The following is a 22,699-nucleotide window of genomic DNA, read 5'->3' on the forward strand; positions in this document are numbered from 1 at the left end:
CATTTTAAAATTTGGCAGTTAAGGTAATTGAGTATGTTTTTGTAGTAGGTAAGCTGTAGCTTAAGTAGCTATTCCCGTTAGTGATACCATCGGTATTTATTTCGGGATCCGGTCCTTCGAAATCGTCATGAAAGCTCCTCCATAAGTTCCTTCCGGAGAAAGCGATTTGTACATCCTGTAAACCGGCACTCGCAACAAGTTTATTAGGTAGGTTATAAGCAAGCTGTACTTCTCTAAGCTTTATATAATCTTTTGGCATAATATTATCTTCTAACACCGATTGTGCTACGGTTTGATAGTAAAGATCATATCTTGTAGCCTCGGGTGTTTCGCTTGTTACAACTACTTCCCCTGTAGCCGAATCGTAATGTCCCATTACACCATCAAAAGTTATCATGTTATCATCTGGCCGATTATTTTGATGATCTGCCATGCCATAATAGGTTAGATAATGATCATTAAGGCTATAAAGATTGCCCCCTTTAGAAACATCAAATTGAAACATGAGAGAAAGGTTTTTATAGTTTAGAGTGTTTCTTAAACTTCCAATCCACTCTGGCGCCGTTTGTCCTAAAATCTGATTTCCACTATTATCAGCAAGAGGCCTACCATAACTTAAACCAGGCGTGTCATCTAGTACCAGTCTTCCTTCATCGTCCCTTAAAAAGCCCAGGCCATAAATAACGGGGTAGGGCTGGTCTACGATCGCATAACCGTAAGAGCCAACACTTATTGGTTCGTTATTGGCACCTAATCGATCTACGTTAGAGTTGTCTTTAGACCAGTTAAGGCTTACATCCCAATTAAAAAATTCGGTTTGTATTGGTGTGGCATTAATCCCTACTTCAAGCCCTTTATGGGTGATCCCACCAATATTTACGGTTCCATAAGTATATCCCGTAGAGGCTAAAAATTGTTCTGATAATATTTGATTGTCACTCCAGTTATGGTAGTATGAAATATCGAAGTTTAAACGACTTTTAAGTAATCGTAGCTCTAATCCAAGCTCTACTTCGCTTTTAAATTCGTTTGTAAGATTGTTATTAGGGATTCTAGAAGAAGATAAATAACTTCTCTGGCCATTAAACGGCCACATTACCCCATCACCGCCAGCCGAAACTAATGGATTGTTTCTGGCATACGCGTCTGCCGGCGCGCCTACTTTAGCGTAACTTACCCTAAGCTTACCAAAATTTAACAGGTCATTTTTTGGGAGTAATTCGGTAAATACAATTCCTAAACTGTGGCTGGGATAGAAAAAACTATCCGCAAGGCTGGAAGCCCAGTCATTTCTTCCGGTTACCGTATAGTACAGCATTTTTTTGTATCCAATCATCGCCTGGCCAAAAAATGAGTATGACCTAAACATTTCGCGATCAACATATGCCGAATAACCACTAACATTGGTTGAGTTGTAAATTCCGGGAAGTATAAGCCCGTTTCCATTAAAATAGTTTTCTCTCCATTTGTTTTCCTGAATATTATGGCCAATCATGGCATTTACTTCAAAATCACTAAAATCATTATCGTAGGTGATCGTTTCGGTAGACTCTATATCACGGCTAAATTTTTCTGAAGAACTATAACTACCCTGTACCGATGCATAACCTCCAAGATTGTAATGGGAATCGGTATGAGCATTTGTGGTGCTAATCCCGGTTACAGATCTAAAGCTTAGATGATCTAAAATTTCATATTCGATAATAAACGTTCCTGCGAAGCGATCTCTTTCGTTATTAGTGCCAACATTATCCAGTACCCAGGTATAGGGGTCTCTGGAGCCTCCTCGGTAAGACCTAAGGTTTCCATCTTCATCATATATTGGATAAGGATTCCACGTATTGGGTGTAGCCATCAACGTATTCATAAAAGAACTGTTAGAGCTATCCTCAAAAAGACGTTCGTTCTTTTGAGTTGTGTAGAGAATGTTTGAAGAAACCTTAAGTTTAGGAGTGAATTTAAAAGAAGTATTAGCATTTATCGAATTTCTTCTAAACTCCAGAGGTGATAAAATACCGTTATTATTTAAATTGCTGTAGCTAACATAATATGACGCTTTATCACCGCCGCCAGTGATGCTAATACTATTCTCATTTGTAATTCCGGTTTCGAAAATATCCCAGCGATCATATAGTTTTGCACCGGGGACATCTGAAATTCTTGGGCCAAAACTGGTGGAGGCAAACGAAGAATTTCCATCGACATAAACCCAATCCTCATTCTCCCAATATCCCTGTGACCACTGGTCCTGAAGAGGGATTTCGTAAATTTCATCAAAACTTATAGAACTGCTAAGGGTAATAACCGGTTTCATGTTAAAAGTACCGGATTTTGTGGTTACCAGTATAACACCGTTAGCCGCTTCACTACCATATAATGCCGATGCTGCCGCACCTTTTAATACGCTTAAACTTTCTATAGCATTAGGATCGATATCTGCGAGTCCTGAAGAACTACTTCCGTTAGCAGCATCAAAGGGAACACCATTTACAACCAGGAGTGGTTGGTTATTTCCTGTAATTGAAGAACCACCCCTAATCACAATACGGGCGCCACTACCAGGCTGACTGGAAGCACTGGAGATTTGTACTCCGGCAACTTTACCGCTCAAAGCATTTACAAAATTGTTAGTGGCTTTTACCGAACTTAGGTTACCACCATCAACTTCAGCAGTGGCATATCCCAAAGCTCTTTTTTCACTTTTAATTCCTAGGGCAGTTACGACTACCTCACTAAGCGCTTCAGAATCTTCTGCTAAAGTGATTTCAATAGAATTTTTTCCGTTTACCGGTATTTCTTGTGTAGAAAATCCAACATACGAAATGACTAAAATGGCGTTTTGCGGATTGGTAACCTGCAGGGAGAAATTTCCATCCATGTCAGATTGTGTACCGTTAGAGGTTCCTTTAACGACAATGGTAGCGCCTAATAACGGCATTCCATTATTGTCGGTGATTTTTCCTGTAATTTGATTCTGAGCAAAAAGACTTGTGCTCATAATGAAAAGCATCAATAAGAGAAGGTAGATTTTCTGCTTATACATTAAGGGGATTACTTGTGAATTGGTTTTTTGAAGCATATTTTAATTTTTAGTTGTTTGGGAATTGTAGCTAAGCTAAATATTGTAAGTATTGTTTTTTAACTTAAAATTATCACTTATTAATACTTTATTAGCTTTAACAGTGAAAATAATGAATTGAAAAAACGTTTTATGTATGTGTTATTTTAATTTAATTTAGTTTTTTTGGTTATTATGTAATTGCCTCTTTTAAGTCTTAAAAAGACTAAACAGTAATTTGGAAGTGTTAGAAGTATTATTGGTGAAGTAGTTATTGCGATCAGACTTTGGATTTCTATAATTCGCCGAAAATGCTTTAATTTGCTAAAACGTTTTAATGTATTCAGGACTTTCTTTTGTTTATGATCTTAGAATATTATTTAGAAATTTTAAAAGCGGAAGCTGTCGAGATATAAATCTAATTTTGAATTGTTTATAATGAGAATGCACTTAAAATTATTAAGAATAGGGATTTTCTGCGAGATTATTTTTTTTACTTCGGTTGCTTTAGCGCAAACAAATAAAGCCTCTAATACTTCCAGAGCCAAAACTGCTTTTCAAACTAGTAGTAAATGGCTACCTCAGATTGATATCCGAAGTGATGTTGCTATTGTTTATGGAGTTAATGGAAATCCTTCAGATCACGATCTTACGTCTACGTTTATGAGTAGGGTAAAATCATGGAGGGATAAAGGATATACTACTCATTTTATGACGGGGATCGCCTGGGGTTCTTATCAGGATTATTTTTTAGGAGAGTGGGACGGTAAACTACATCTTAATGAGGGACAGGTAGAACAAAGTGGTGATACTATTTGGCATGGTGAGCATGTGCCATATATCGTTCCTAACAAGTCGTTTTTAAATTACATGAAAACGGCCATAATAAAAAAAGTGATCGATGCCGGCATTAGCTCCATCTATTTAGAGGAGCCTGAGTTTTGGGCCAGGGCAGGTTACAGCTCTCAGTTTAAAAAGGAATGGGAAGATCACTATGGATTTGCCTGGCAGCCACAGTGCCAATCTCCAGAAAGTACATGGTTGTCTAATAAGCTAAAATATCAGCTTTATTACAATGCCATCGACGAAGTCTCTAAGTTTGCAAAAACTTATGGTAACGAGAAAGGATTGGATGTAAAAGTATATATTCCAACACATTCTTTAGTGAATTATTCGGCATGGCATATTGTGAGTCCAGAGGCTAGTCTTGCTTCTTTAGAGGGAATCGATGGGTATATTGCCCAGGTTTGGACGGGAACTTCAAGAACACCAAATTATTTTAATGGTATTTTGAAAGAGAGAACCTTTGAAAACGCTTTTTTGGAGTATGGTTCTATGGTTTCTATGACGGCACCGACCAACAGGAAAATTTTCTTTCTTACAGATCCCATAGAAGATCGAAACCAAAGTTGGGAAGACTATAAAAAGAATTACCAGGCTACATTTGTCGCAAAATTATTATATCCCGGAAATGCGAATTACGAAGTGATGCCCTGGCCAGAAAGAATATATACGCGACCATACAGTGTGGCAGGAACCGATAAGAAAATCCTTATCCCCAAAACATATTCAATGCAAATGCAGATTATGATAAATGCATTAAACAATATCCAGGTTTCTGAAAATAAGGTGAGCGGTGACCAGGGGATTGCGGTGGCAATGAGCAATTCACTGATGTTTCAAACCTTCCCAAATCACGATGACTATAAAGATCCTAATTTTTCAAATTTTTATGGGCAGACTTTTCCACTCTTAAAAAGAGGAATTCCTGTTAGCACAGTTCATCTAGAAAATCTTGGATATCAACAAAGTCTTCAGGCTAAAAAAATATTGATTCTTAGTTATTCAAATATGAAACCCAATAATCCTGAAGAGCATGAATATCTTGCCAAATGGATTAAGAAAGGCGGAGTTTTAGTTTATGCCGGTGCCGATAATGATCCTTACCAGCAGGTGAAAGAATGGTGGAATACAGGTGATTTTAGTTATAAAAAACCGATAGAACATTTAACCGATTTGCTGAATATCGATTATCCAGAGGTTAATAAAGTTTACCAGGCAGGGAAAGGGAAAGTTTATTTTATAAAGCAGAATCCAAAGGATTTTGTAATGAATAAAAATGGTGATGAAGCTTTTTTAAATACCGTGAATACTGCCTATGCTGAAGTGAATAACGGGCAGAAGCTTCAGTATAAAAACAGTTTTACATTGGTTAGGGGAGCTTATGAACTTGTTGCCACTTTAGATGAAAGTGTTTCTAAGAATCCGGTAATAACCAGAGGGAGTTATATCGATTTGTTCGATCCAGAGTTACCAGTTCTTTCAGAAAAGATCACCAAACCGGGAGAGCAAAGCTTTTTGTATAATATTAATAATGTAGAAGACAAAGATAAACCACAAGTTTTGGCTTCGGCAAGTAGAATTTACGAGGAAGAAGTGCGTACCACATCCTATTCTTTTGTTTGTAAGAGTCCGCTGGATACCAACAATAGCATGAGAATTTTACTTCCGCAACAACCAAAATCGATATTATTAAATAATAAATCATTACGTAAATCACCAGGAGCATATTACCAATATGACCAAAAGAGTAAAACCTTACTTTTACAATTTGCAAATAATCCCGAAGGAGTGAAACTCTTAATAAAATGGTGATGAACATAAATTTTCAAAATTTAGATTAAATGAATATAGCCATAGGCGCAGATATTGGGGGAACCCATATCACCAGTGCAGCCATAGACTTAGATTCTTTTTCTGTAATAGAAAACAGTTATTACAATCAAAAAATAGATAATAAATCCCCTAAAGAAGTTATTTTTAAGCAATGGGCATCCTGTTTAAATAATTCCATTAAAGCGGTGGATGCTAGCTATAATACTATTTTAGGTGTAGGTATAGCAATTCCCGGACCTTTTGATTATGCAAGGGGAATTGGTAAGTACGAGAGAAATGATAAATATGAAAGTCTTTATAATGTATCGGTACTTGATGGACTTGCCACGGAAATTAAAAACAGTGGGATTGAATTGCGATTTTTAAACGATGCTTCGTCGTTTGGGGTGGGCAGTGATCTTTTAGAAAACTTAAATGAAGAGCGAACCATAGCTATTACTTTGGGTACTGGTTTTGGCGCTACTTTTCTAGAAAATAAGGTGCCTTTAATTTGGGGCAGCGGAGTTCCTGAAAATGGCTGTTTATGGGATAAAAATTTTAAAGAGGGCATTGCAGATGATTATTTTTCCACACGTTGGCTTATCAATCATTACGGTGATTTAACCGGTAATGATATTACCGGTCTTGGTGTAAAAGAACTTCTTGATAGTGATCCTGAAAATATGAAGCAGGTATTTACCGATTTTGGTAATAATTTATGCGAGTTTTTATACCCTCACCTTAAAGCCTTTGATACAGATGTTTTATTTATCGGCGGAAATATTGCCAAAGCTTCGGCTTATTTTCTGGACATACTAGAGGCTTGTATAGCAGAAGGGAAGCTAAAAACCAAGATTAGAATTGTTACTGAAGCCGAAAAAGTTGGGGTTATAGGAGCAGCCTATCTCTTTAATCCTGATTTTTGGGAAAGAATTCGTACAGCATTGCCTAGTATATAATTTTAGCATCGGTATTATTTTAAATCTAATCTCGATAAACAGGTGAAAATTTTACTTGTAATTTGTCGATTTTCGTAATAATAAAATCTCTCATGCCCCATATTCAGCATGAGAGATTTTTTTGATTTTCTGGGCGTCATAAATTAGACCTAAGCGCTCCAATTTAATTCAGCTCCTTGGGGGTGAAAACATCTCAATTTTCTGGATATGACTTCAAAGAGGGGGAATTTGATTATTAAGTTGGTTGAGGTTTCATATAATTTGGCCCATAACCTAAAATACTTTTACAAGGTACTTCAAGTAGCTATTCAATCTTCATTTTTGAAACTTAGAATTCAAATTTTGGAGACGGAAGTAAATGAATTTCGAAAATAATTTTCAGTTCATACCATTTCCATATTGAATATATACAATTGTTGCATGTAAGTAGATGATGCAAGAATGCTAGGTAGAATACCTAAACAGGAATTTTAGTGCATAGTAAGATAATCCCTGTACTCAAAATAAAGAGCTTTGGGATACTGAGGGGGATTACTGTAATGTAAACCTTATGTAGTATATTAGTATTTAATTAATATATTTTTTGAGATATGTTAATTAATTTATATATTCGATAACATATTTTTAAGTGTTATTTGTTTTAAATTTTCTTATGGTCATTCTGACTGTTTTTTTATTTAAAAACGAAAACGTTTTCGATTAATTTTCTAACCAATTAAAGATTTTCGAATGGAAAAAAACTTTTGCATTAGGTTGAAGCCTTTTGCTTTTATCGTATTTAGTTTATTTGCGCTCTCTTCACTTACCGCATCATCTCTCAAATTAGAAAGTGTTGTATTTCAATCTCAAATTAGAGGGACTGTAAAATCTTCAGCCGATCAGTTACCGATGCCGGGTGTAAGTGTCATCGAAAAAGGAACTTCTAATGGAGTAGTTACCGATTTTGATGGGAATTTCGAACTTAATGTGTCTTCTAACAATGCTGTTTTAGTATTCTCTTTTATGGGATATAAAACCATGGAAATGAGTTTAAAAGGAAAAACTTCTATAGATGTAGTTATGGACGAAGATCAGGCACAATTAGATGAAGTTGTATTAGTAGGCTATAGCGAGCAGCGGCGAGAAGTAATTACCGGTGCTGTTGCGACAGTTAGTAGTAAGGAGTTAGCCAAATCACCTACTTTAAACGTTTCTAACGCGTTAACAGGAAGAATGCCAGGGGTCGTTGCTACACAAAATAGTGGTGAGCCTGGTTATGACGGTTCAACGATTAGTATTAGGGGAAGTAATTCTTTTGGGGATAATAGTCCTCTGGTAGTTATTGATGGAATTCCAGATAGGCAAGGAGGTTTTAGCAGGCTTAATCCTGCAGATATTAAAGATATATCAGTACTTAAAGACGCCTCAGCTGCAATTTATGGAGCTCGTGCAGCAAATGGAGTAATCTTGGTAACTACTAAGAGAGGGAAAGTAGGAAAAACATCATTGTCCTATGATTATAATTTAGGTTTTTCACAGCCTACCGTTATCCCCGATCTTGCCAATGCATCGCAATACGCTATGATGCGTAATGAACTGGAAATTTACAAGCTTCCCGTAAGTGAATGGAGTGCTGCGAATGCCGGCTTTATGAGTAACGGTGTTTATACAAGGCCATCGGGGGACGAAGTTACCGCTCCATTCTCACCAGATGATATTAGTCAGTTTCAAGATGGTAGTGATCCCTGGTTTCATCCAAATACCGATTGGTTCTCTGAAACTTTAAAGGACTGGTCGACACAAAGTAGGCATACCTTGCAAATTAGCGGAGGGACAGAAGATTTAAAGATCTTATCTACAATTGGATATCAAAATCAGGATGCCTATTATAAGAAATCGGCAACCAATTATAAACAATATGATATCAGGTTAAATATGGATGCTAAAATCAACGATTATATAACTGCAAAAATAGGTGTGCTAGGAAGGCAGGAAGATCGTAATTATCCAACAAAACCTGCCTCTAGTATTTTTAGAATGTTAATGCGTAGTTCTCCTACCCAGCCTGCATACTGGCCAAATGGTATGCCTGGGCCCGATATAGAATATGGAGAAAATCCAGTGGTTATTACTACAGATCAAACAGGCTACGATAAAGATCGGAGGTATTATTTTCAATCTAATGGCCAATTAGATATAGAGATCCCCTGGGTAAAGGGTTTAAAATTTACCGGAACCGCTGCAGTAGATAAATATATTCAACAAACTAAAAGGTGGGAAATACCATGGTACCTATATACTTGGCAGGGAGGATATACTGATGATGGTACTCCAGAGCTAGTGAGAGGAAAAAGAGGCCCCGCAGAGCCTAATTTAAACCAGGGAAATCAAGATCAGTTAAATATTTTATTAGGAGGAGTTTTAAACTTTGAAAGAAAATTTGGATTCCATCAAGTTAATGTGCTTGCCGGAGTAAACAGAGAAACGATAAGAAATGATAGCTTTAGTGCCTATCGGCGTTATTTTATTTCTACCGTAATAGATCAGCTTTTTGCAGGAGGAGATGCAGAAAAAGATAATGATGGCCGGGCTTGGGAAAGAGCAAGGCTAAATTATTTTGGTCGAGTTGGCTATAATTATAAAGAGAAATATTTAGCAGAATTTCTTTGGCGATACGATGGTAGTTATATGTTCCCTGAGGACAACAGATACGGATTTTTTCCAGGGGTGATGATTGGATGGAGAGTCTCTGAAGAGAATTTTTGGAAAGAGAACCTTAAGCTAATCAACTTTTTCAAAATAAGAGCTTCGTATGGGCAAATGGGGAATGATAATATTTATTATGATGACGAATTGCAAGAATATCAATACTTCGCAACTTATGGATTCAGTAATTATGTAACAGGTAGTGCGCTAAGTCAAACCTTATTTGAAACTCGTGTGCCCAATACCGCGGTAACATGGGAGGTCGCAAATAATTATAACCTTGGTTTTGATGGCCGTATGTGGGACGGGAAAGTGAATTTTACCTTAGATCTTTTCCTTAATAAACGCAGTAGTATATTATGGAGAAGAAATGCTTCTGTTCCACAAACCACAGGGATGAGTCTTCCTGCTGAAAATATTGGCGAAGTAGAAAACCGAGGATGGGATTTCCAATTAGGTTACAATAATCAGTTTGGTGATTTAATGTTTAGTGCCAGCGTTAATGGAGGGTATGCTAAAAACAAGATTGTATTCTGGGATGAAGCACCTGGAGCACCCGAGTGGCAACGGTCTACTGGTAGAATGATCAATGCGGGCTTGTATTATGAGTACGATGGGGTTTTTGCTACACAAGAAGAAATAGATAATAATACCATAGATTATAGTGCAATAACAAATAATCTTAGGCCTGGAGACATGAAGTACAAAGATTATGATGGCGATGGTGCAATTACTCCAGATGACCAGGTAAGGAGAGATAAAACAACACAGCCAACTTTTCAAGGAGGCTTAAATCTTAATTTTCAATATAAAGATTTCGACCTGTCAGTATTGTTTCAAGGAGCCGCAGGAGGAGAATTACGGGTAGGTGCAGATGAGTCTGGATCTATAGGGAACTATTTAAAAGAAGTGTACGATAATCGATGGACTATTGATAACCCAAGTAGTCAGCACCCTAGAATAGCAGATCGAGGAGACCAATATTATTCGTATGGCAATACATATTGGTTACAAAGTACCGATTATTTAAGATTGAAAAATATTGAATTAGGATATAATCTTCCACAAAAAATAGCAGATAAAGTGGGAATAAATAATTTTAGGCTTTATGTAAACGCATATAACCTAGTGACTTGGACGGGTATGGAATCTTTCGATCCAGAAGCGGTAAACTCTATCGGGCAATATTATCCGCAGTCCAAAATTATTAATCTAGGAGCAAGTATTAATTTCTAATTAGAAAATTCAGAAAGTCATGAAGCATTTAAGATATATAAAAAAATATTTATTTATAGGCCTGATAGCAGTGATCTCTTTTACTGGATGTAATGATGATTTCGTAAACACCAAACCTCTCGACGAGGTTACAGATAGAGAGGTGTGGCGAGATCCTTCTCTAGCGAGAGCTTTTGTGTTAGAACTTTATAATGGTTTTGGACAAGGAGGTTTTGATGAGCAAATGCAAGCCTCTTTAACAGATGAAGCTTTATTTACACACCCGGGAAGAGGTATAAACACTATTACAGAATCTAGAAGTAATCCTGCCGATCAGGGTTGGATAAATTACAATTATAATTGGAGCGATATGTATAGCCGTATAAGAGCAACTAATATCGCTATAGAGAATTTGGAGAATCCTTCATTTGGAAGCGATGTGACTCAAGATGAAATAGACGAGATGCTGGGAGAAGCATATTTTATGCGCGCCTTCTTTTACCAACAATTAATGAGGTATTATGGAGCAGTACCCATTATTGATTTCGTATATGAATTAGGTACAGCAGATTATTCAGTGCCAAGAGCTACTTTCGAGGAGCTTATAACATTTATTGTAGACGATTGTGAGACCGCTGCAAGTTTGTTGGAAGGCACTGATTTAGGTAATGGTAGAACCAGTAGTCTTGCTTCAAAAGCTTTAAAAGCAAGGGTTTTATTATATGCAGCCAGTGATTTACATGATATCGCAACAGCATCAGCAAATTCGTCTTTAATTTCTGGTTACTCCAATCCAGAGTATTTAGGTTATACCTCAGGAAGTCAGTCAAACCGTTGGGAATTAGCTTTTAATGCAGCCCAAGAAGTAGTTCAGGAAGGACAAGGATATAAGTTAGATTTATCAGAAAAAGTATCTCCAGAACAAGGAGAAGCAAACTATATAGCCGCTTCACTTGCAGGAGGAAGCGCTGTTGCTGATGCCGAAGGAAGTAAGGAAATTATTTTAGGGCGCTATTTCGTGGACGAAAAAAATGAAGGAGGAGCTAATATAAACTTGTATAATGGACCTAATGGATATCATAACTGGTCAGGGAATACTCCTACCCAGGATTTAGTAGATGCATACGAGACTATTGAAGGGGAAACCTTTAGTTGGTCTAACCAGGAACATGCTAGTGCGCCTTATCAGGATCGGGATCCTCGATTTTACGCGTCAATTTTATACGATGGGGCAGATTGGAAGCCAAGAACAAGTGACGTAGCAGGAAGTGATCCTTATGGACAAATACAAACAGGTAGATACGAAATCATTAATAATAATGGAGAAAAAGTAACCTATTGGGGCTTAGATACCCGAAATAGTGATATTGAGGATTGGAACGGAAGTTATACAGGTTATACTATGCGGAAATTCATAGATCCCGATCCGGCAATAATAGACCAAAATACTCGGCAAACTATTCCTTTTCCCTTGTTTAGGTATACCGAAGCGGTTTTAAACTATGTTGAAGCAGCAATAGAAACAGGGAGAGAAGATATTGCGAGAGAATGGCTGAATAAAATTAGATTCCGTGCAGGGATGCCCGCAATAACAGATACCGGAGAGGAATTAATGGATCGTTATCGCAATGAGAGGAGAGTAGAATTAGCCTATGAAGAACATCGATTTCATGATGTTCGAAGATGGATGATTGCACCTGAAAAATTTGGAAAGCAAATTAGAACCATTGAAGTAAGAGCTACCTTAAAATCAGGAGCCAATGTAACGCAATATCATTACGATCCAGACTCTTATAATTATAACTACACACCGGCTGAGTTAAATCCAGGTGTGGAGAATCGTCAATGGTTAGATAAAATGTATTTTATTTCGATTCATCGAGACGAAATGAATAGAAACGATTTGCTGGTTCAAAATCCAGGTTATTAAAGGTTGTAATTAGTCATCTAAGCCTAACTTTATATTAAGTTTAGGCTTAGATGATCTTCCTAAAATTAATTTATAAGTCATGAATAGAAGAAATTTTGTAAAGCAAAATTTGAAAATTTCAGCATTAGCAGGGATTGGAGGTTTAAGTGTATATCCTAAAGCGATAAGCAGTGATATTAATATATTAAAAGAAGAGAAGGCTCCTGATCAATTCCACTTAAAGTACGCACCCCATTTAGGAATGTTTAAAAATTTAGCAGGAGAAGATCCTATAGATCAATTAAATTTTATGGCAGATCAGGGGTTTACCGCTTTTGAAGATAATGGGATGAAGGATAGGCCTATAGAAGTACAGGAGAAAATGGCTGCTACCATGCAAAAGAGAAACATTACCATGGGCGTCTTTGTAGCCCATAAAATTTATTGGACCTCTCCTAATTTAACAAATGGTGATAAGACACTTAGAGATGAGTTTTTAAAAGAAATAAGAGAATCTGTAGAAGTTGCTAAACGAGTAAATGCCAAATGGGTTACTGTAGTTCCCGGATATATAAATGTTCGGCAAAATATACAATATCAAACCGCCAATGTGATCGAAAGTTTAAAATATGCCGCAGAAATTTTAGAACCTCATGAAATCACGATGGTATTAGAACCATTAAATTTTAGAGATCATCCGGGACTCTTTCTTTCAGAATCTCCTCAGGCCTATCAAATTTGTAAAGCGGTAGCGAGCCCATCCTGCAAGATTCTTTTCGATGTTTATCATCAGCAAATTCAGGAAGGCAATTTGCTTCCTAACATCGAAGCCTGCTGGGATGAAATAGGTTATTTTCAAGTGGGTGATAATCCAGGTAGAAATGAACCTACGACAGGTGAAATTAATTATCATAACATTTTTAAATATATTCATCAAAAAGGCTATAAAGGAGTTATCGGGATGGAGCATGGAAATTCAGGTGAAGGCAAACAAGGAGAATTAGCAGTTATAGAAGCCTATAAAGTATCAGATAATTTTTAAGGATGAAGAAATACTGTGTTTTTACTTTCTTTTTCTTTTTATCTATAATTAATTATGCACAAAGCAAGCTACAAGACTATACGTTAGATTTTCCGGGAACTAGTCTTAAGCTCGAAATGATAGCAATTCCTGCAGGAAGCTTTATTATGGGAGGGAATGAGCAATCTCCAGAAGAAGAAAAACCGGCTCATAAAGTACAGCTAGATGAGTTTTGGATGGCCCAATACGAAACCACCTGGGATTTGTATAATTTGTACTTAGAGCGTAGCATAGAAGATCAGGAATTTCAGAAATCAGATCTAATTAAAGTTGAAATTGATGCAGTCTCGGGTGCGACTATCCCATACGTAGACATGAGTTTAGGTATGGGAAAAGGAAAAGACCTCCCTGTAGTAAATGTAACATATTTAGCCGCTTCTCAGTTTTGTAAGTGGCTCTCTGCAAAAACAGGAGATTTTTACCGTCTGCCAACTGAGGCCGAATGGGAATATGCTGCCAGGGCGGGTAGTGAATCCTCCTATTTTTTTGGAGACGATCCTGTAGCTTTAGAGGATTTTGCTTGGTATGCGGCAAATAGTGATGCTTCTTATCACAAAGTAGGAGAAAAGCAGCCAAATCCATGGGGACTTTATGATGTTTATGGAAATGTAGCCGAGTGGACGCTGGATGCCTATGATCCAAAATATTACAAAAGTGACGATGAAATTAGTGAAAATCCCTTCAACGTACCAACTTCGGTATACCCTAAAAGTGTGAGAGGAGGATCATATAAAGATGAGGCTTTTAAATTAAGAAGTAGCGCGAGATTCTTTTCTAGTAAAGAATGGAAAAGAAGAGATCCTCAATTTCCAAAAAGTAAATGGTGGAATACCGATGCGCCATTCGTTGGATTTAGAATAGTACGAGACCCCAATCCTCCTTCGGTCCAAGAGTTAAAAAAATACTGGGGAGAATAAACGCTAAAATATTAAATTATGAAATATAATAACCAAAATAACAAAAACTCTAGAAGGGAATTTTGTAAAAATAGTGCCATTGTAACAGCAGGTATGATAATGCCCTCAACAACTATAAATTCAATGTTTAATACGTTTAATGATAAAAAATTAAGACTAGCATTGGTAGGATGCGGTGGGCGCGGAACAGGTGCAGCAAATCAAGCTCTAAAGGCAGATGAGAATATAGAATTAGTCGCAATGGCAGATGCTTTTAAAGATCGTTTGGATAATAGTTATAATGCTTTAAAAGAAGAGTTTGAGAGCACTAAAAAAATTAATGTAAAAGACGAGCATCAATTTATAGGGTTTGATGCGTACAAGAAAGCCATAGATTTGGCAGATGTAGTTATTTTAACTACCCCGCCGGGGTTTAGGCCTCACCATTTTGAATATGCTATACAGGCAGGAAAGCACGTTTTTATGGAAAAGCCTGTGGCTACAGATGTTCCTGGTATAAGAAAGGTGTTAAAAATGGCAAAGATTGCTAAAGAAAATAAACAAAATGTAGTGGTAGGATTACAAAGGCGCTACCAAAAAAATTACATAGAGATTGCCAACCAGATAAAAAATAATAAGGTAGGTGATATCGTTTCAGGACAAGTGTACTGGAACAGTGCCGGTGTTTGGGTGCATCCTAGAAAACCAGAGCAAACCGAGATGGAGTATCAAATGAGAAACTGGTATTATTTTAATTGGTTGTGTGGAGATCATATTTTAGAACAGCATATACATAACATCGATGTTGCTAATTGGTTTTTAGATGAATATCCCATTTCTGCACAAGGTATGGGAGGAAGGCAGGTAAGAAAAGGTCCTGAGCATGGAGAGATTTTCGATCATCATTTTGTAGAATTTACCTACCCTAGCGGTGCCGTGATATCAAGTCAGTGTAGGCATCAACCGGGAACAATGTCTAAAGTAGCAGAAGCTTTTCAGGGAACCAAAGGAAGAGTAGAAACCAATGATGCCGGTGTGGCAAGGATTACAGATATAAAAGGAAATGATATTTTTACCTATCGGGGAGAAAATGACCCAAATCCCTATCAAGTTGAACATGATCGGCTATTTGCTGCGATCCGAAACGGGGAAGTTATAAGTGATGCAGAAAATGGAGCGAAGAGTACAATGACTGCAATAATTGGGCGTATGGCTACTTATAGCGGACAAGTAATTACTTGGGAAGAAGCAATGAACTCAAACCATTTATTAATGCCTCAAGAAATAAACTGGGATAGTATTCCGCCAACACGACCAATGGAAAATGGAGAGTATCCTATTCCTACACCTGGTAAAACAAAATATGTATAAAAGCTTTCTGTTAAAATCAATGAAGTTCTAATAGTTATGAATACCGGATTCCTAGCTAACTTTTCTAGAATTTTCGCGACAGGGATCTTTGTGATTTTTCTTACAGTTGATTTTATTTTTGGTTTTTCTTTAATGCGGTTGGGTGTTTTGTTTTTTAATGTAAGTATTTGATTTTTAATTCTTTGTATGGTTTTTATTTGAATTTTTAGCAGGGTGATTTGTTTATAATTTTTTAATGTTAAAGTTAGAAGAGATTAGATGGTAATGATTTAATTTTGAACCAACTAACTAATGAGCTTTTTAAAAATGAAACTAAATTATTCAGGTACTCATCTAAAGGTATATAATTTAGTAGCTAGAGCTAACCAAATTATATCTAGTGTTGCTTTTCAACAAGACTTAAGAGCATTTCTTAATAATCACTATGCAGATAATGTAGTAGATGAATTTTTAAGCCATCTACAAACATCGGGTTGTGATATTAAAATCACTTCACATTGGAAACCTTTTTCTCAGAGGGTGATATATGTGGATAAAGCAGGATTAAGTATAAATTCTGCCCGATTAAAAAGACCTTCAAAGTTTTATATCAGTCTTTTGCTAGAAAGAGCATTTATAGTTTTCGACCAGAAATATGATATTAGTGAAAAAACACTAAAAATTAAAGATATAGAAGAGAAAGAAGATGTACTACAAGGGATAGGTTATCTGGCACAATTGCCGGTAGTTTAACCTTTTTATTAGATAAATTAAAAAAATGCTTCAATTCCTGTTATTGATAACGGGTGAAGCATTTTTATTTTTTTATATGGTTGGTGTTTTGGTTCTTTTTGGGTAGTTTTTTCGGTTTCTTAGGGTGCAATAGTATTTTATGGACATTTTTCTTCATGCAGATACCTGGGTGGCTTTGCTTACCCTAACATTTATGGAAATAGTATTAGGTATCGATAATATTATTTTTATTTCGCTTGTAGCAGGTAAATTGCCAAAAGACCAGCAAAAGAAAGCCAGGATTGGTGGGCTTACGCTAGCCATGTTTACAAGGGTTTTACTTCTTTTGGGCATAACCTGGATAATTGGTTTAACTAAACCAGTGGTCACTTTTGGTGATTTTGACTTGAGTTGGAGGGATATTATTCTATTAGCAGGAGGACTTTTTCTTTTGGTGAAAAGCACCCTGGAAATTCATCATAAAGTGGAAGGGCAACAAGAAGCTGAAAGGGAGATTAAAGTAAAATCCTTTAGTCTGGCCATTGCTCAAATCGTCATGTTGGATATTATTTTTTCTTTTGATTCCATTTTAACCGCGGTTGGTTTAACTACTCAGGTTACTTTAATGATCATCGCGGTAATTATTTCGATTTTAGTAATGATGATTTTTGCCAAAGCAGTAAGTGATTTTGTAAATAATCATCCTACAATCCAGATTTTAGCTTTAAGTTTTTTAATACTTATTGGCGTGATGCTCATTGTAGAAGCCTTGCATTATCATGTCCCTAAAGGCTATATCTATTTTTCGGTTTTCTTTTCGCTCGCTATCGAAATGCTGAATATGCGCTATCGTAAAAATAATGTGTAGTTTTTTTTAGATAAAATTTTATTTCATCTCATAAGCAACCTTTTTAAGATTTTTGTATCTATCAGAAAATAAATCGTTTATTATGAAGAGATTTTTACCTGTTCTAATTTTAAGCCTATTTATTTTTGCATGTAGCAAAGAAGAATCAGTGCAACATGATGTTGTTGGTGCCTGGGAAAATGTAATGCGGCCTTCAATGGGGACAAGTGATGCAATTGATTTGACAGAATATCAGATTGTAACTCAAATTATTTTTTCTGAAAGTGCCTCCTATTCCCTAGATCGATTTGTTCAAGACCCAGAGACTCATGAAGTAATAGGTTATCTTGATCGCCATATAGGTAATTTTTCAATTGAAGGGAATATGGTAAGTCTTCAGTACGATTGGTATAGCACGATAGAAAATGATCAGATTCAGGTGGTCGCTGTGGACGATCTGGAACTTTTACATGCAGAGCAAAATAGGAGACGTAGCTATTCTTTTGAAAATGGCAAACTAATTTTAGGTTGCGATTATAACGAAAACTGTGTTGCTGTTTCTCATAAAAGAGTAAAACTATAACGAGCTTTTTTACAAAGCGTTCTCCTTTTTAATTTCTCTTGCGAGCAGTTTTTGTTGTGCATCGCCTTTTTCTAAATGATGTATGGAAGATTTTACATCCTCTTTTTTATATCCCTGGTGTAATTTTGCAACACCTTGGATTTTAAAAGGTTCGGCCCAAAATCCCGTAATGAGTGGTAAGTGATCTAACAGCATTTGCTGCGGAATTTCATGATAAAAAAGAGGTGATTTTTGTCGATTTTCGAAAGTATTGACCAACTTTTTTAAAGAACTTTCTAACTCTTGGGGAGTCTGAAGTTTAATACGTGCATTAACGTGCACTGCGGAATAATCCCAGGTGCTAATGTCTTTTTCTGCATACCAGGAAGAACTTACATAACCTTGTGCGCCACTAAAGATCAGCAAAACTTCGGCACCGTCCTGTAAAGCCTTTAATTGCTCGTTATGATTAGCGATATGAGCATATAATTTAAAATTTAGAGCATCACCTTCAGTTAAAACCGGAACATGTGTCGCCACAAAATTCTTCAACTTGCTCACCATAGTCGCAAAAGGATGATTTTGGATAAATTTGAAGATAAATTCAGGATCATCCTTTATGTAATTTTTTGGCTGATACATATTTTTCAGAAGTAATTATCGTCGGATCACGCCCACGAAGCATTTAATCTCCATGATCGAGTGAAAATTATAGTCGCAAATTACTAATTTCGGTTTACATCTTTGATAAGCCATTCTTCTAATTTTTTATCTGGCGAATGTAATACTGAAACATCACCGGTGGTTTCAAAAACAACGGCTCTTACTTCAGAAAGTTGAATTACATTGGCTTCTCTAAGCTTTCCGCGTAAATCAGATTCGGTTACACGGGCTTTTTTTAAATTTTCATGCAGAATTTTTCCTTCTTCCATGAGCAATAAAGGCTCATTGTCGGTCATTTTCTGAAAAAAGGGATACCTTCTTAAAAATGCGGTGGCAATTTGTAAAATATAAACAACCAGTAAACCTACGGCGCCTTGTAGCAAACTAACATTCTTTAGTAGAATAGTTGAAGCTAAAATACTTCCGCTGGCAATAGTCATTGCAAAATCGAAGCTCGACATTTTAGAAAAGCTTCTTTTTCCCGCTATTCGGGTATAAATTATGATAGTGATATAAATACCAAATGCGCTAAGTAATATTGCAATTAAGCTTGTTCCAGATGCTTCAAACCATTTCTCCATATTGTTGATTTTAATCCCTTATTAAGGGTTTTATTCCCCCAGGCTTGCCCCGAGGTTCTTGATTTGATAATTATCCTCCTATTAATTCGCCACCATTAACATGAATTGTTTGCCCCGTAATATAGCTGCTATCTTCACTGGCTAGGAAAACATAAGCAGGTGCAACTTCTCCCGGTTGCCCGGCGCGTCCCATGGGTACTTTTTGTCCAAACTTGGTAACATTATCAAAAGTAGCCGGGATTAGGGGAGTCCATATTGGCCCTGGGGCAACGGCATTTACCCGAATTCCTTTTGACACCAGCATCGATGATAAACTTCTTGTAAAGCTGGTGATAGCTCCTTTACTACTGGCGTAGTCTAACAAATGGGCACTGCCACGATACGAAGTGACCGAGGTAGTATTTACAATAGTCGAATTTTCTTTTAAGTGGTTTAAGGCCTCTTTTAAAATATAGAAATAGGGATAAATATTGGTTTCAAAAGTTTCTTTTAACTGATCGATGCTTATATCCTGAATATTATCTTTGGGAAACTGCACTGCCGCGTTATTGACCAAGATGTCTAAACTACCAAATTCTGTAACCACATCATTTACCGCTTTTTTGCAAAACTTAGGGTTTTTAATGTCTCCTGCCAGTAAAAAACACGCTTGCCCTTCAGCTTCAATACGTTTTTTTGTTTCTAACGCATCCTCATCTTCTTCAAGGTAAATAATGGCTACATTAGCCCCTTCACGGGCAAAATGTACGGCGACGCTTTGCCCAATGCCACTGTCGCCTCCTGTAATTAGCGCGTTTTTACCTTTCAGCTTTTCACTGCCTTTGTAGGAGTCTCTAATAACCATGGGTTGGGGCTCCATTTTGTGCTGATCTCCCGGTTGTTTTTGATCTTGTTGCGGAAAGGTTTTTGGATGATTCATAAAATTTGCAATTTAGTGATTTGAAAATCGAGTCAATTTAATCATGGTGAACGCAAAAAAAATGTTAAGTTGTCCTAAGCATTTCTAAAGGAGTGCCGATTTTAATTTTTTGAACTAAAAATTATTTGAATAAAACTAACTAACAACAGACTAAACAAATGGCAACTTTAAAAATCGGGCATCGTGGAGCCAAAGGTCACGTGGCAGAAAACACGCTGGAAAGTATTAAAAAAGCGATAGCGCTTAAAGTAGATATGATCGAGATTGATGTGCATCTGTGTAAAACGGGGGAGCTGGTCGTAATTCATGATGAAGAACTAGGCAATACTACTTCAGGAAATGGGATGGTGGGTGATAAAAGCCTGGCGCAAATTAAATCGTTTAGAACTAAAGAAGGGTATCAAATCCCAACCTTAGCCGAGGTACTGGAGCTTATTCAGGATAAAGTAATTTTAAATATCGAACTAAAAGGGGAAGGAACGGCCGAGCCGGTTTTAAAATGCCTGCAAAAATACCCTGGGGCAAAAATCCTTATTTCCAGTTTTAGTTTTAACGAATTAATGACCCTGCGCAGTTTAAATCCAGAAATTCCGGTGGCGGTTTTAACCGAAGATGATCTTAGTATGGCCTTTTTACAGGCGCGACATTTAAAAGCTGTCGCCGTAAATCCTTATTACAGAATGGTGAACAGGGATTTTATTGCAGATTGTCATCGAAACAATATTAAAGTCTATGTTTGGACGGTAAATAAACCAGAAAAGATTAAGAAATTAAAAAGTCTTGATGTTGATGGTATTTTTTCTGATTTTCCAGATCGATTATAACTGAAAATAGTTTTAAAGGAACGTATGGCGCATTATGATGTATTGATTGTAGGAGGCGGAGCCGCCGGTTTTTTTACCGCGATTAATCTGGCGAATTTTAATCGGGAATTAAAAATCGCCATTTTAGAGCGTGGTAAAATCGTGTTGTCGAAAGTGAGAATTTCAGGAGGTGGGCGTTGTAATGTGACCCATGCTGAATTTATTCCGAAAGAATTAACGCTTAATTACCCAAGAGGAGAAAAAGAACTGCTGGGGCCGTTTCATCGTTTTATGACTGGCGATACCATTGGCTGGTTTGCAGAGCGTGGTGTAGCATTGAAAACAGAGGAGGACGGAAGAATGTTTCCGGTTACTGATAATTCTGAAACGATCATCGATTGTTTTCTTTCTGAAACCCGGCGTTTGGGGATCGAAGTTCTTACCGGGCAGCCGGTAAAAAACATTCAAAAAAATGATGAATCCTGGCTAATAGAAAGTACAAAAGCTAATTTTACCTGCGATAAATTGGTGATTGCGACGGGAAGTAATCCCAAAATGTGGGAGATTTTGGAGAGGTTAGGGCATAAAATGGTGAATGCAGTCCCCTCGTTGTTTACTTTTAATATCAAAGATCCAAGGATTAAAGATTTGGCGGGTATTTCTACGTTTGCTGAGGTGAAAATCCCAAATTCGGGATTGGAAAGTGAAGGGCCGCTTCTTATAACCCATTGGGGAATGAGTGGTCCGGGAATTTTAAAGCTTTCGGCCTGGGGTGCAAGGGAACTAAACGACTGTGATTACCGATTTTCGATTTTGGTAAATTGGGTGCCTGGTTTTAATCCAGATACTATTTTAGAAGAATTACGCGGTATAAAAGAATCCTCGGCAAAACAAAAAGTAGCTAAATATGCGCAATTTGAACTTCCTAAACGGCTTTGGGTAAGATTAGTAATGGCGGCAGCTATTTCAGACGATGAGGTGTGGGCAAATGTTTCAAAAGCGCAATTAGATCAGTTAGCTTTTCAGCTGACTAAGGGAGAATTTCAGGTAAATGGTAAAAGCACTTTTAAGGACGAATTTGTTACAGCAGGTGGCGTAGATTTAAAAGAAATCGACTTTAAAAACTTCCGAAGTAAAAAATATGATAGCCTGTTTTTGGCAGGAGAAGTATTAAATATCGATGCGATTACCGGGGGATTTAATTTTCAGAATGCATGGACGGGTGGCTATATTGCGGCTAAAGCAATTGCCGGGGAATTAGTTAATTCGCCAAAACTCGAAAGTGAAAACGATTAGGAAAAGCACCCAGACGGCATAAGGGATAAGAAGATAGGCTGAAAGCGCATTTACCACCTTAAACCATTTAATAGTGATAAGCAACAATATAAAAACAGCACTTATGGCTATTAAAGCGATCATGGGTTCGTGTAGACCAAAGAAAAATAAAAACCAAAAGGCGTTAAGCAGTAAAATAAACCCAAAATGGTAAAGGGCGGTTTTAACCCATTTGTGGTAAAAGCCTTTGTTCCAGACCAAACCTGCAGAAATACCAATAAGTAAATACATGATTGTCCAAACCGGGCCAAATAAAAATTCTGGCGGTGTAAACCATGGTTTTTGCAGCGCAGCATACCAGGAGTCTAGTCCGTTTTGAAGAGCAATAATCCCCAAAAAACCAAAAACCAGACAAACAGCGGTGGCTGTTACGCTGCGGATAAGCAGCTTAGAGTTCATGACTTAGGTTAGGTTTGACTTTAAAAATAACAAAAAAAATGAATTTTACC

At 37.0% G+C, this 22,699-nt stretch carries 17 protein-coding genes; 12 read left to right on the forward strand and 5 right to left on the reverse strand.

Going from position 1 to position 22,699, the window contains the following annotated elements; translation table 11 throughout:
- Positions 1 to 4 precede the first annotated feature (4 nt).
- On the reverse strand, positions 5 to 3,079 hold the full coding sequence (locus tag L1967_RS17210; RefSeq protein ID WP_249602742.1) for a SusC/RagA family TonB-linked outer membrane protein: 3,075 nt from the start codon (positions 3,077 to 3,079) through the stop codon (positions 5 to 7).
- 417 nt (positions 3,080 to 3,496) lie between these two features.
- Between L1967_RS17210 and L1967_RS17215 the strand changes: the two genes are divergently transcribed.
- From L1967_RS17215 to L1967_RS17260, 10 genes are all read left to right on the forward strand, one after another.
- Positions 3,497 to 5,713, forward strand: coding sequence for a hypothetical protein (locus tag L1967_RS17215; RefSeq protein WP_249602743.1), 2,217 nt, complete (start codon positions 3,497 to 3,499; stop codon positions 5,711 to 5,713).
- A 29-nt stretch (positions 5,714 to 5,742) separates the two neighbouring features.
- Positions 5,743 to 6,672, forward strand: coding sequence for an ROK family protein (locus tag L1967_RS17220; protein ID WP_249602744.1), 930 nt, complete (start codon positions 5,743 to 5,745; stop codon positions 6,670 to 6,672).
- A 729-nt stretch (positions 6,673 to 7,401) separates the two neighbouring features.
- Positions 7,402 to 10,593 (forward strand): SusC/RagA family TonB-linked outer membrane protein, encoded by a 3,192-nt coding sequence (locus L1967_RS17225; protein ID WP_249602745.1) that lies wholly within the window; start codon positions 7,402 to 7,404, stop codon positions 10,591 to 10,593.
- A gap of 19 nt (positions 10,594 to 10,612) precedes the next feature.
- Positions 10,613 to 12,502 (forward strand): RagB/SusD family nutrient uptake outer membrane protein, encoded by a 1,890-nt coding sequence (locus L1967_RS17230; RefSeq protein ID WP_249602746.1) that lies wholly within the window; start codon positions 10,613 to 10,615, stop codon positions 12,500 to 12,502.
- Positions 12,503 to 12,581: 79 nt separating this feature from the next.
- Positions 12,582 to 13,523 carry a hydroxypyruvate isomerase family protein gene (locus L1967_RS17235; RefSeq protein ID WP_249602747.1) on the forward strand — a complete coding sequence of 314 codons (942 nt, stop codon included), beginning with the start codon at positions 12,582 to 12,584 and terminating at the stop codon, positions 13,521 to 13,523.
- A 2-nt stretch (positions 13,524 to 13,525) separates the two neighbouring features.
- Complete coding sequence (locus L1967_RS17240; protein WP_249602748.1) at positions 13,526 to 14,479, forward strand: formylglycine-generating enzyme family protein; 954 nt, start codon at positions 13,526 to 13,528, stop codon at positions 14,477 to 14,479.
- An 18-nt stretch (positions 14,480 to 14,497) separates the two neighbouring features.
- Positions 14,498 to 15,829 carry a Gfo/Idh/MocA family protein gene (locus tag L1967_RS17245; RefSeq protein WP_249602749.1) on the forward strand — a complete coding sequence of 444 codons (1,332 nt, stop codon included), beginning with the start codon at positions 14,498 to 14,500 and terminating at the stop codon, positions 15,827 to 15,829.
- 306 nt (positions 15,830 to 16,135) lie between these two features.
- Positions 16,136 to 16,561: a hypothetical protein gene (locus L1967_RS17250; protein WP_249602750.1), complete on the forward strand. Its 426-nt coding sequence runs from the start codon at positions 16,136 to 16,138 to the stop codon at positions 16,559 to 16,561.
- Positions 16,562 to 16,700: 139 nt separating this feature from the next.
- Positions 16,701 to 17,408, forward strand: a complete 708-nt coding sequence (locus L1967_RS17255; RefSeq protein WP_249602751.1) for a TerC family protein — start codon at positions 16,701 to 16,703, stop codon at positions 17,406 to 17,408.
- 82 nt (positions 17,409 to 17,490) lie between these two features.
- The gene (locus L1967_RS17260) at positions 17,491 to 17,970 is read left to right on the forward strand and encodes a hypothetical protein (RefSeq protein ID WP_249602752.1); all 480 of its coding nucleotides are present in this window, start codon (positions 17,491 to 17,493) and stop codon (positions 17,968 to 17,970) included.
- Between the two features lie 9 nt (positions 17,971 to 17,979).
- Here the strand turns inward: L1967_RS17260 and L1967_RS17265 are convergent, their stop codons facing one another.
- The 3 genes from L1967_RS17265 to L1967_RS17275 form a co-directional block, all read right to left on the reverse strand.
- Positions 17,980 to 18,591, reverse strand: coding sequence for an FMN-binding negative transcriptional regulator (locus L1967_RS17265; RefSeq protein ID WP_249602753.1), 612 nt, complete (start codon positions 18,589 to 18,591; stop codon positions 17,980 to 17,982).
- Positions 18,592 to 18,674: 83 nt separating this feature from the next.
- Positions 18,675 to 19,193 carry a DUF421 domain-containing protein gene (locus L1967_RS17270; RefSeq protein WP_249602754.1) on the reverse strand — a complete coding sequence of 173 codons (519 nt, stop codon included), beginning with the start codon at positions 19,191 to 19,193 and terminating at the stop codon, positions 18,675 to 18,677.
- A 70-nt stretch (positions 19,194 to 19,263) separates the two neighbouring features.
- The gene (locus L1967_RS17275; protein ID WP_249602755.1) at positions 19,264 to 20,112 is read right to left on the reverse strand and encodes an SDR family oxidoreductase; all 849 of its coding nucleotides are present in this window, start codon (positions 20,110 to 20,112) and stop codon (positions 19,264 to 19,266) included.
- A 158-nt stretch (positions 20,113 to 20,270) separates the two neighbouring features.
- On the opposite strand from L1967_RS17275, the gene L1967_RS17280 reads away from it, so the two are divergent.
- Together L1967_RS17280 and L1967_RS17285 are read left to right on the forward strand one after the other, a co-directional pair.
- A complete protein-coding gene (locus L1967_RS17280) occupies positions 20,271 to 20,936 on the forward strand; it encodes a glycerophosphodiester phosphodiesterase (protein ID WP_249602756.1) in 666 nt (221 codons plus the stop codon).
- A gap of 24 nt (positions 20,937 to 20,960) precedes the next feature.
- Entirely contained in the window at positions 20,961 to 22,211 is a 1,251-nt protein-coding gene (locus L1967_RS17285) for a BaiN/RdsA family NAD(P)/FAD-dependent oxidoreductase (RefSeq protein WP_249602757.1), read from the forward strand.
- Here the strand turns inward: L1967_RS17285 and L1967_RS17290 are convergent.
- Positions 22,173 to 22,649, reverse strand: coding sequence for a TspO/MBR family protein (locus tag L1967_RS17290; RefSeq protein ID WP_249602758.1), 477 nt, complete (start codon positions 22,647 to 22,649; stop codon positions 22,173 to 22,175). The two genes, L1967_RS17285 and L1967_RS17290, sit on opposite strands and share 39 nt — an antisense overlap.
- Between the last annotated feature and the right edge of the window lie 50 nt (positions 22,650 to 22,699).

The organism is Zunongwangia pacifica (assembly GCF_023499215.1).
GTDB classification, from domain to species: domain Bacteria; phylum Bacteroidota; class Bacteroidia; order Flavobacteriales; family Flavobacteriaceae; genus Zunongwangia; species Zunongwangia pacifica.

Bases quoted from the DNA above. Each gene is read 5' to 3' on its own strand.
- L1967_RS17280 (WP_249602756.1), top strand. From the start codon at position 20,271: ATGGCAACTTTAAAAATCGGGCATCGTGGAGCCAAAGGTCACGTGGCA.
- L1967_RS17265 (WP_249602753.1), bottom strand. From the start codon at position 18,591: ATGTATCAGCCAAAAAATTACATAAAGGATGATCCTGAATTTATCTTC.
- L1967_RS17275 (WP_249602755.1), bottom strand. From the start codon at position 20,112: ATGAATCATCCAAAAACCTTTCCGCAACAAGATCAAAAACAACCGGGA.
- L1967_RS17290 (WP_249602758.1), bottom strand. From the start codon at position 22,649: ATGAACTCTAAGCTGCTTATCCGCAGCGTAACAGCCACCGCTGTTTGT.
- L1967_RS17240 (WP_249602748.1), top strand. From the start codon at position 13,526: ATGAAGAAATACTGTGTTTTTACTTTCTTTTTCTTTTTATCTATAATT.
- L1967_RS17220 (WP_249602744.1), top strand. From the start codon at position 5,743: ATGAATATAGCCATAGGCGCAGATATTGGGGGAACCCATATCACCAGT.
- L1967_RS17245 (WP_249602749.1), top strand. From the start codon at position 14,498: ATGAAATATAATAACCAAAATAACAAAAACTCTAGAAGGGAATTTTGT.
- L1967_RS17210 (WP_249602742.1), bottom strand. From the start codon at position 3,079: ATGCTTCAAAAAACCAATTCACAAGTAATCCCCTTAATGTATAAGCAG.
- L1967_RS17285 (WP_249602757.1), top strand. From the start codon at position 20,961: ATGGCGCATTATGATGTATTGATTGTAGGAGGCGGAGCCGCCGGTTTT.
- L1967_RS17225 (WP_249602745.1), top strand. From the start codon at position 7,402: ATGGAAAAAAACTTTTGCATTAGGTTGAAGCCTTTTGCTTTTATCGTA.
- L1967_RS17235 (WP_249602747.1), top strand. From the start codon at position 12,582: ATGAATAGAAGAAATTTTGTAAAGCAAAATTTGAAAATTTCAGCATTA.
- L1967_RS17215 (WP_249602743.1), top strand. From the start codon at position 3,497: ATGAGAATGCACTTAAAATTATTAAGAATAGGGATTTTCTGCGAGATT.
- L1967_RS17255 (WP_249602751.1), top strand. From the start codon at position 16,701: ATGGACATTTTTCTTCATGCAGATACCTGGGTGGCTTTGCTTACCCTA.
- L1967_RS17250 (WP_249602750.1), top strand. From the start codon at position 16,136: ATGAAACTAAATTATTCAGGTACTCATCTAAAGGTATATAATTTAGTA.
- L1967_RS17270 (WP_249602754.1), bottom strand. From the start codon at position 19,193: ATGGAGAAATGGTTTGAAGCATCTGGAACAAGCTTAATTGCAATATTA.
- L1967_RS17260 (WP_249602752.1), top strand. From the start codon at position 17,491: ATGAAGAGATTTTTACCTGTTCTAATTTTAAGCCTATTTATTTTTGCA.
- L1967_RS17230 (WP_249602746.1), top strand. From the start codon at position 10,613: ATGAAGCATTTAAGATATATAAAAAAATATTTATTTATAGGCCTGATA.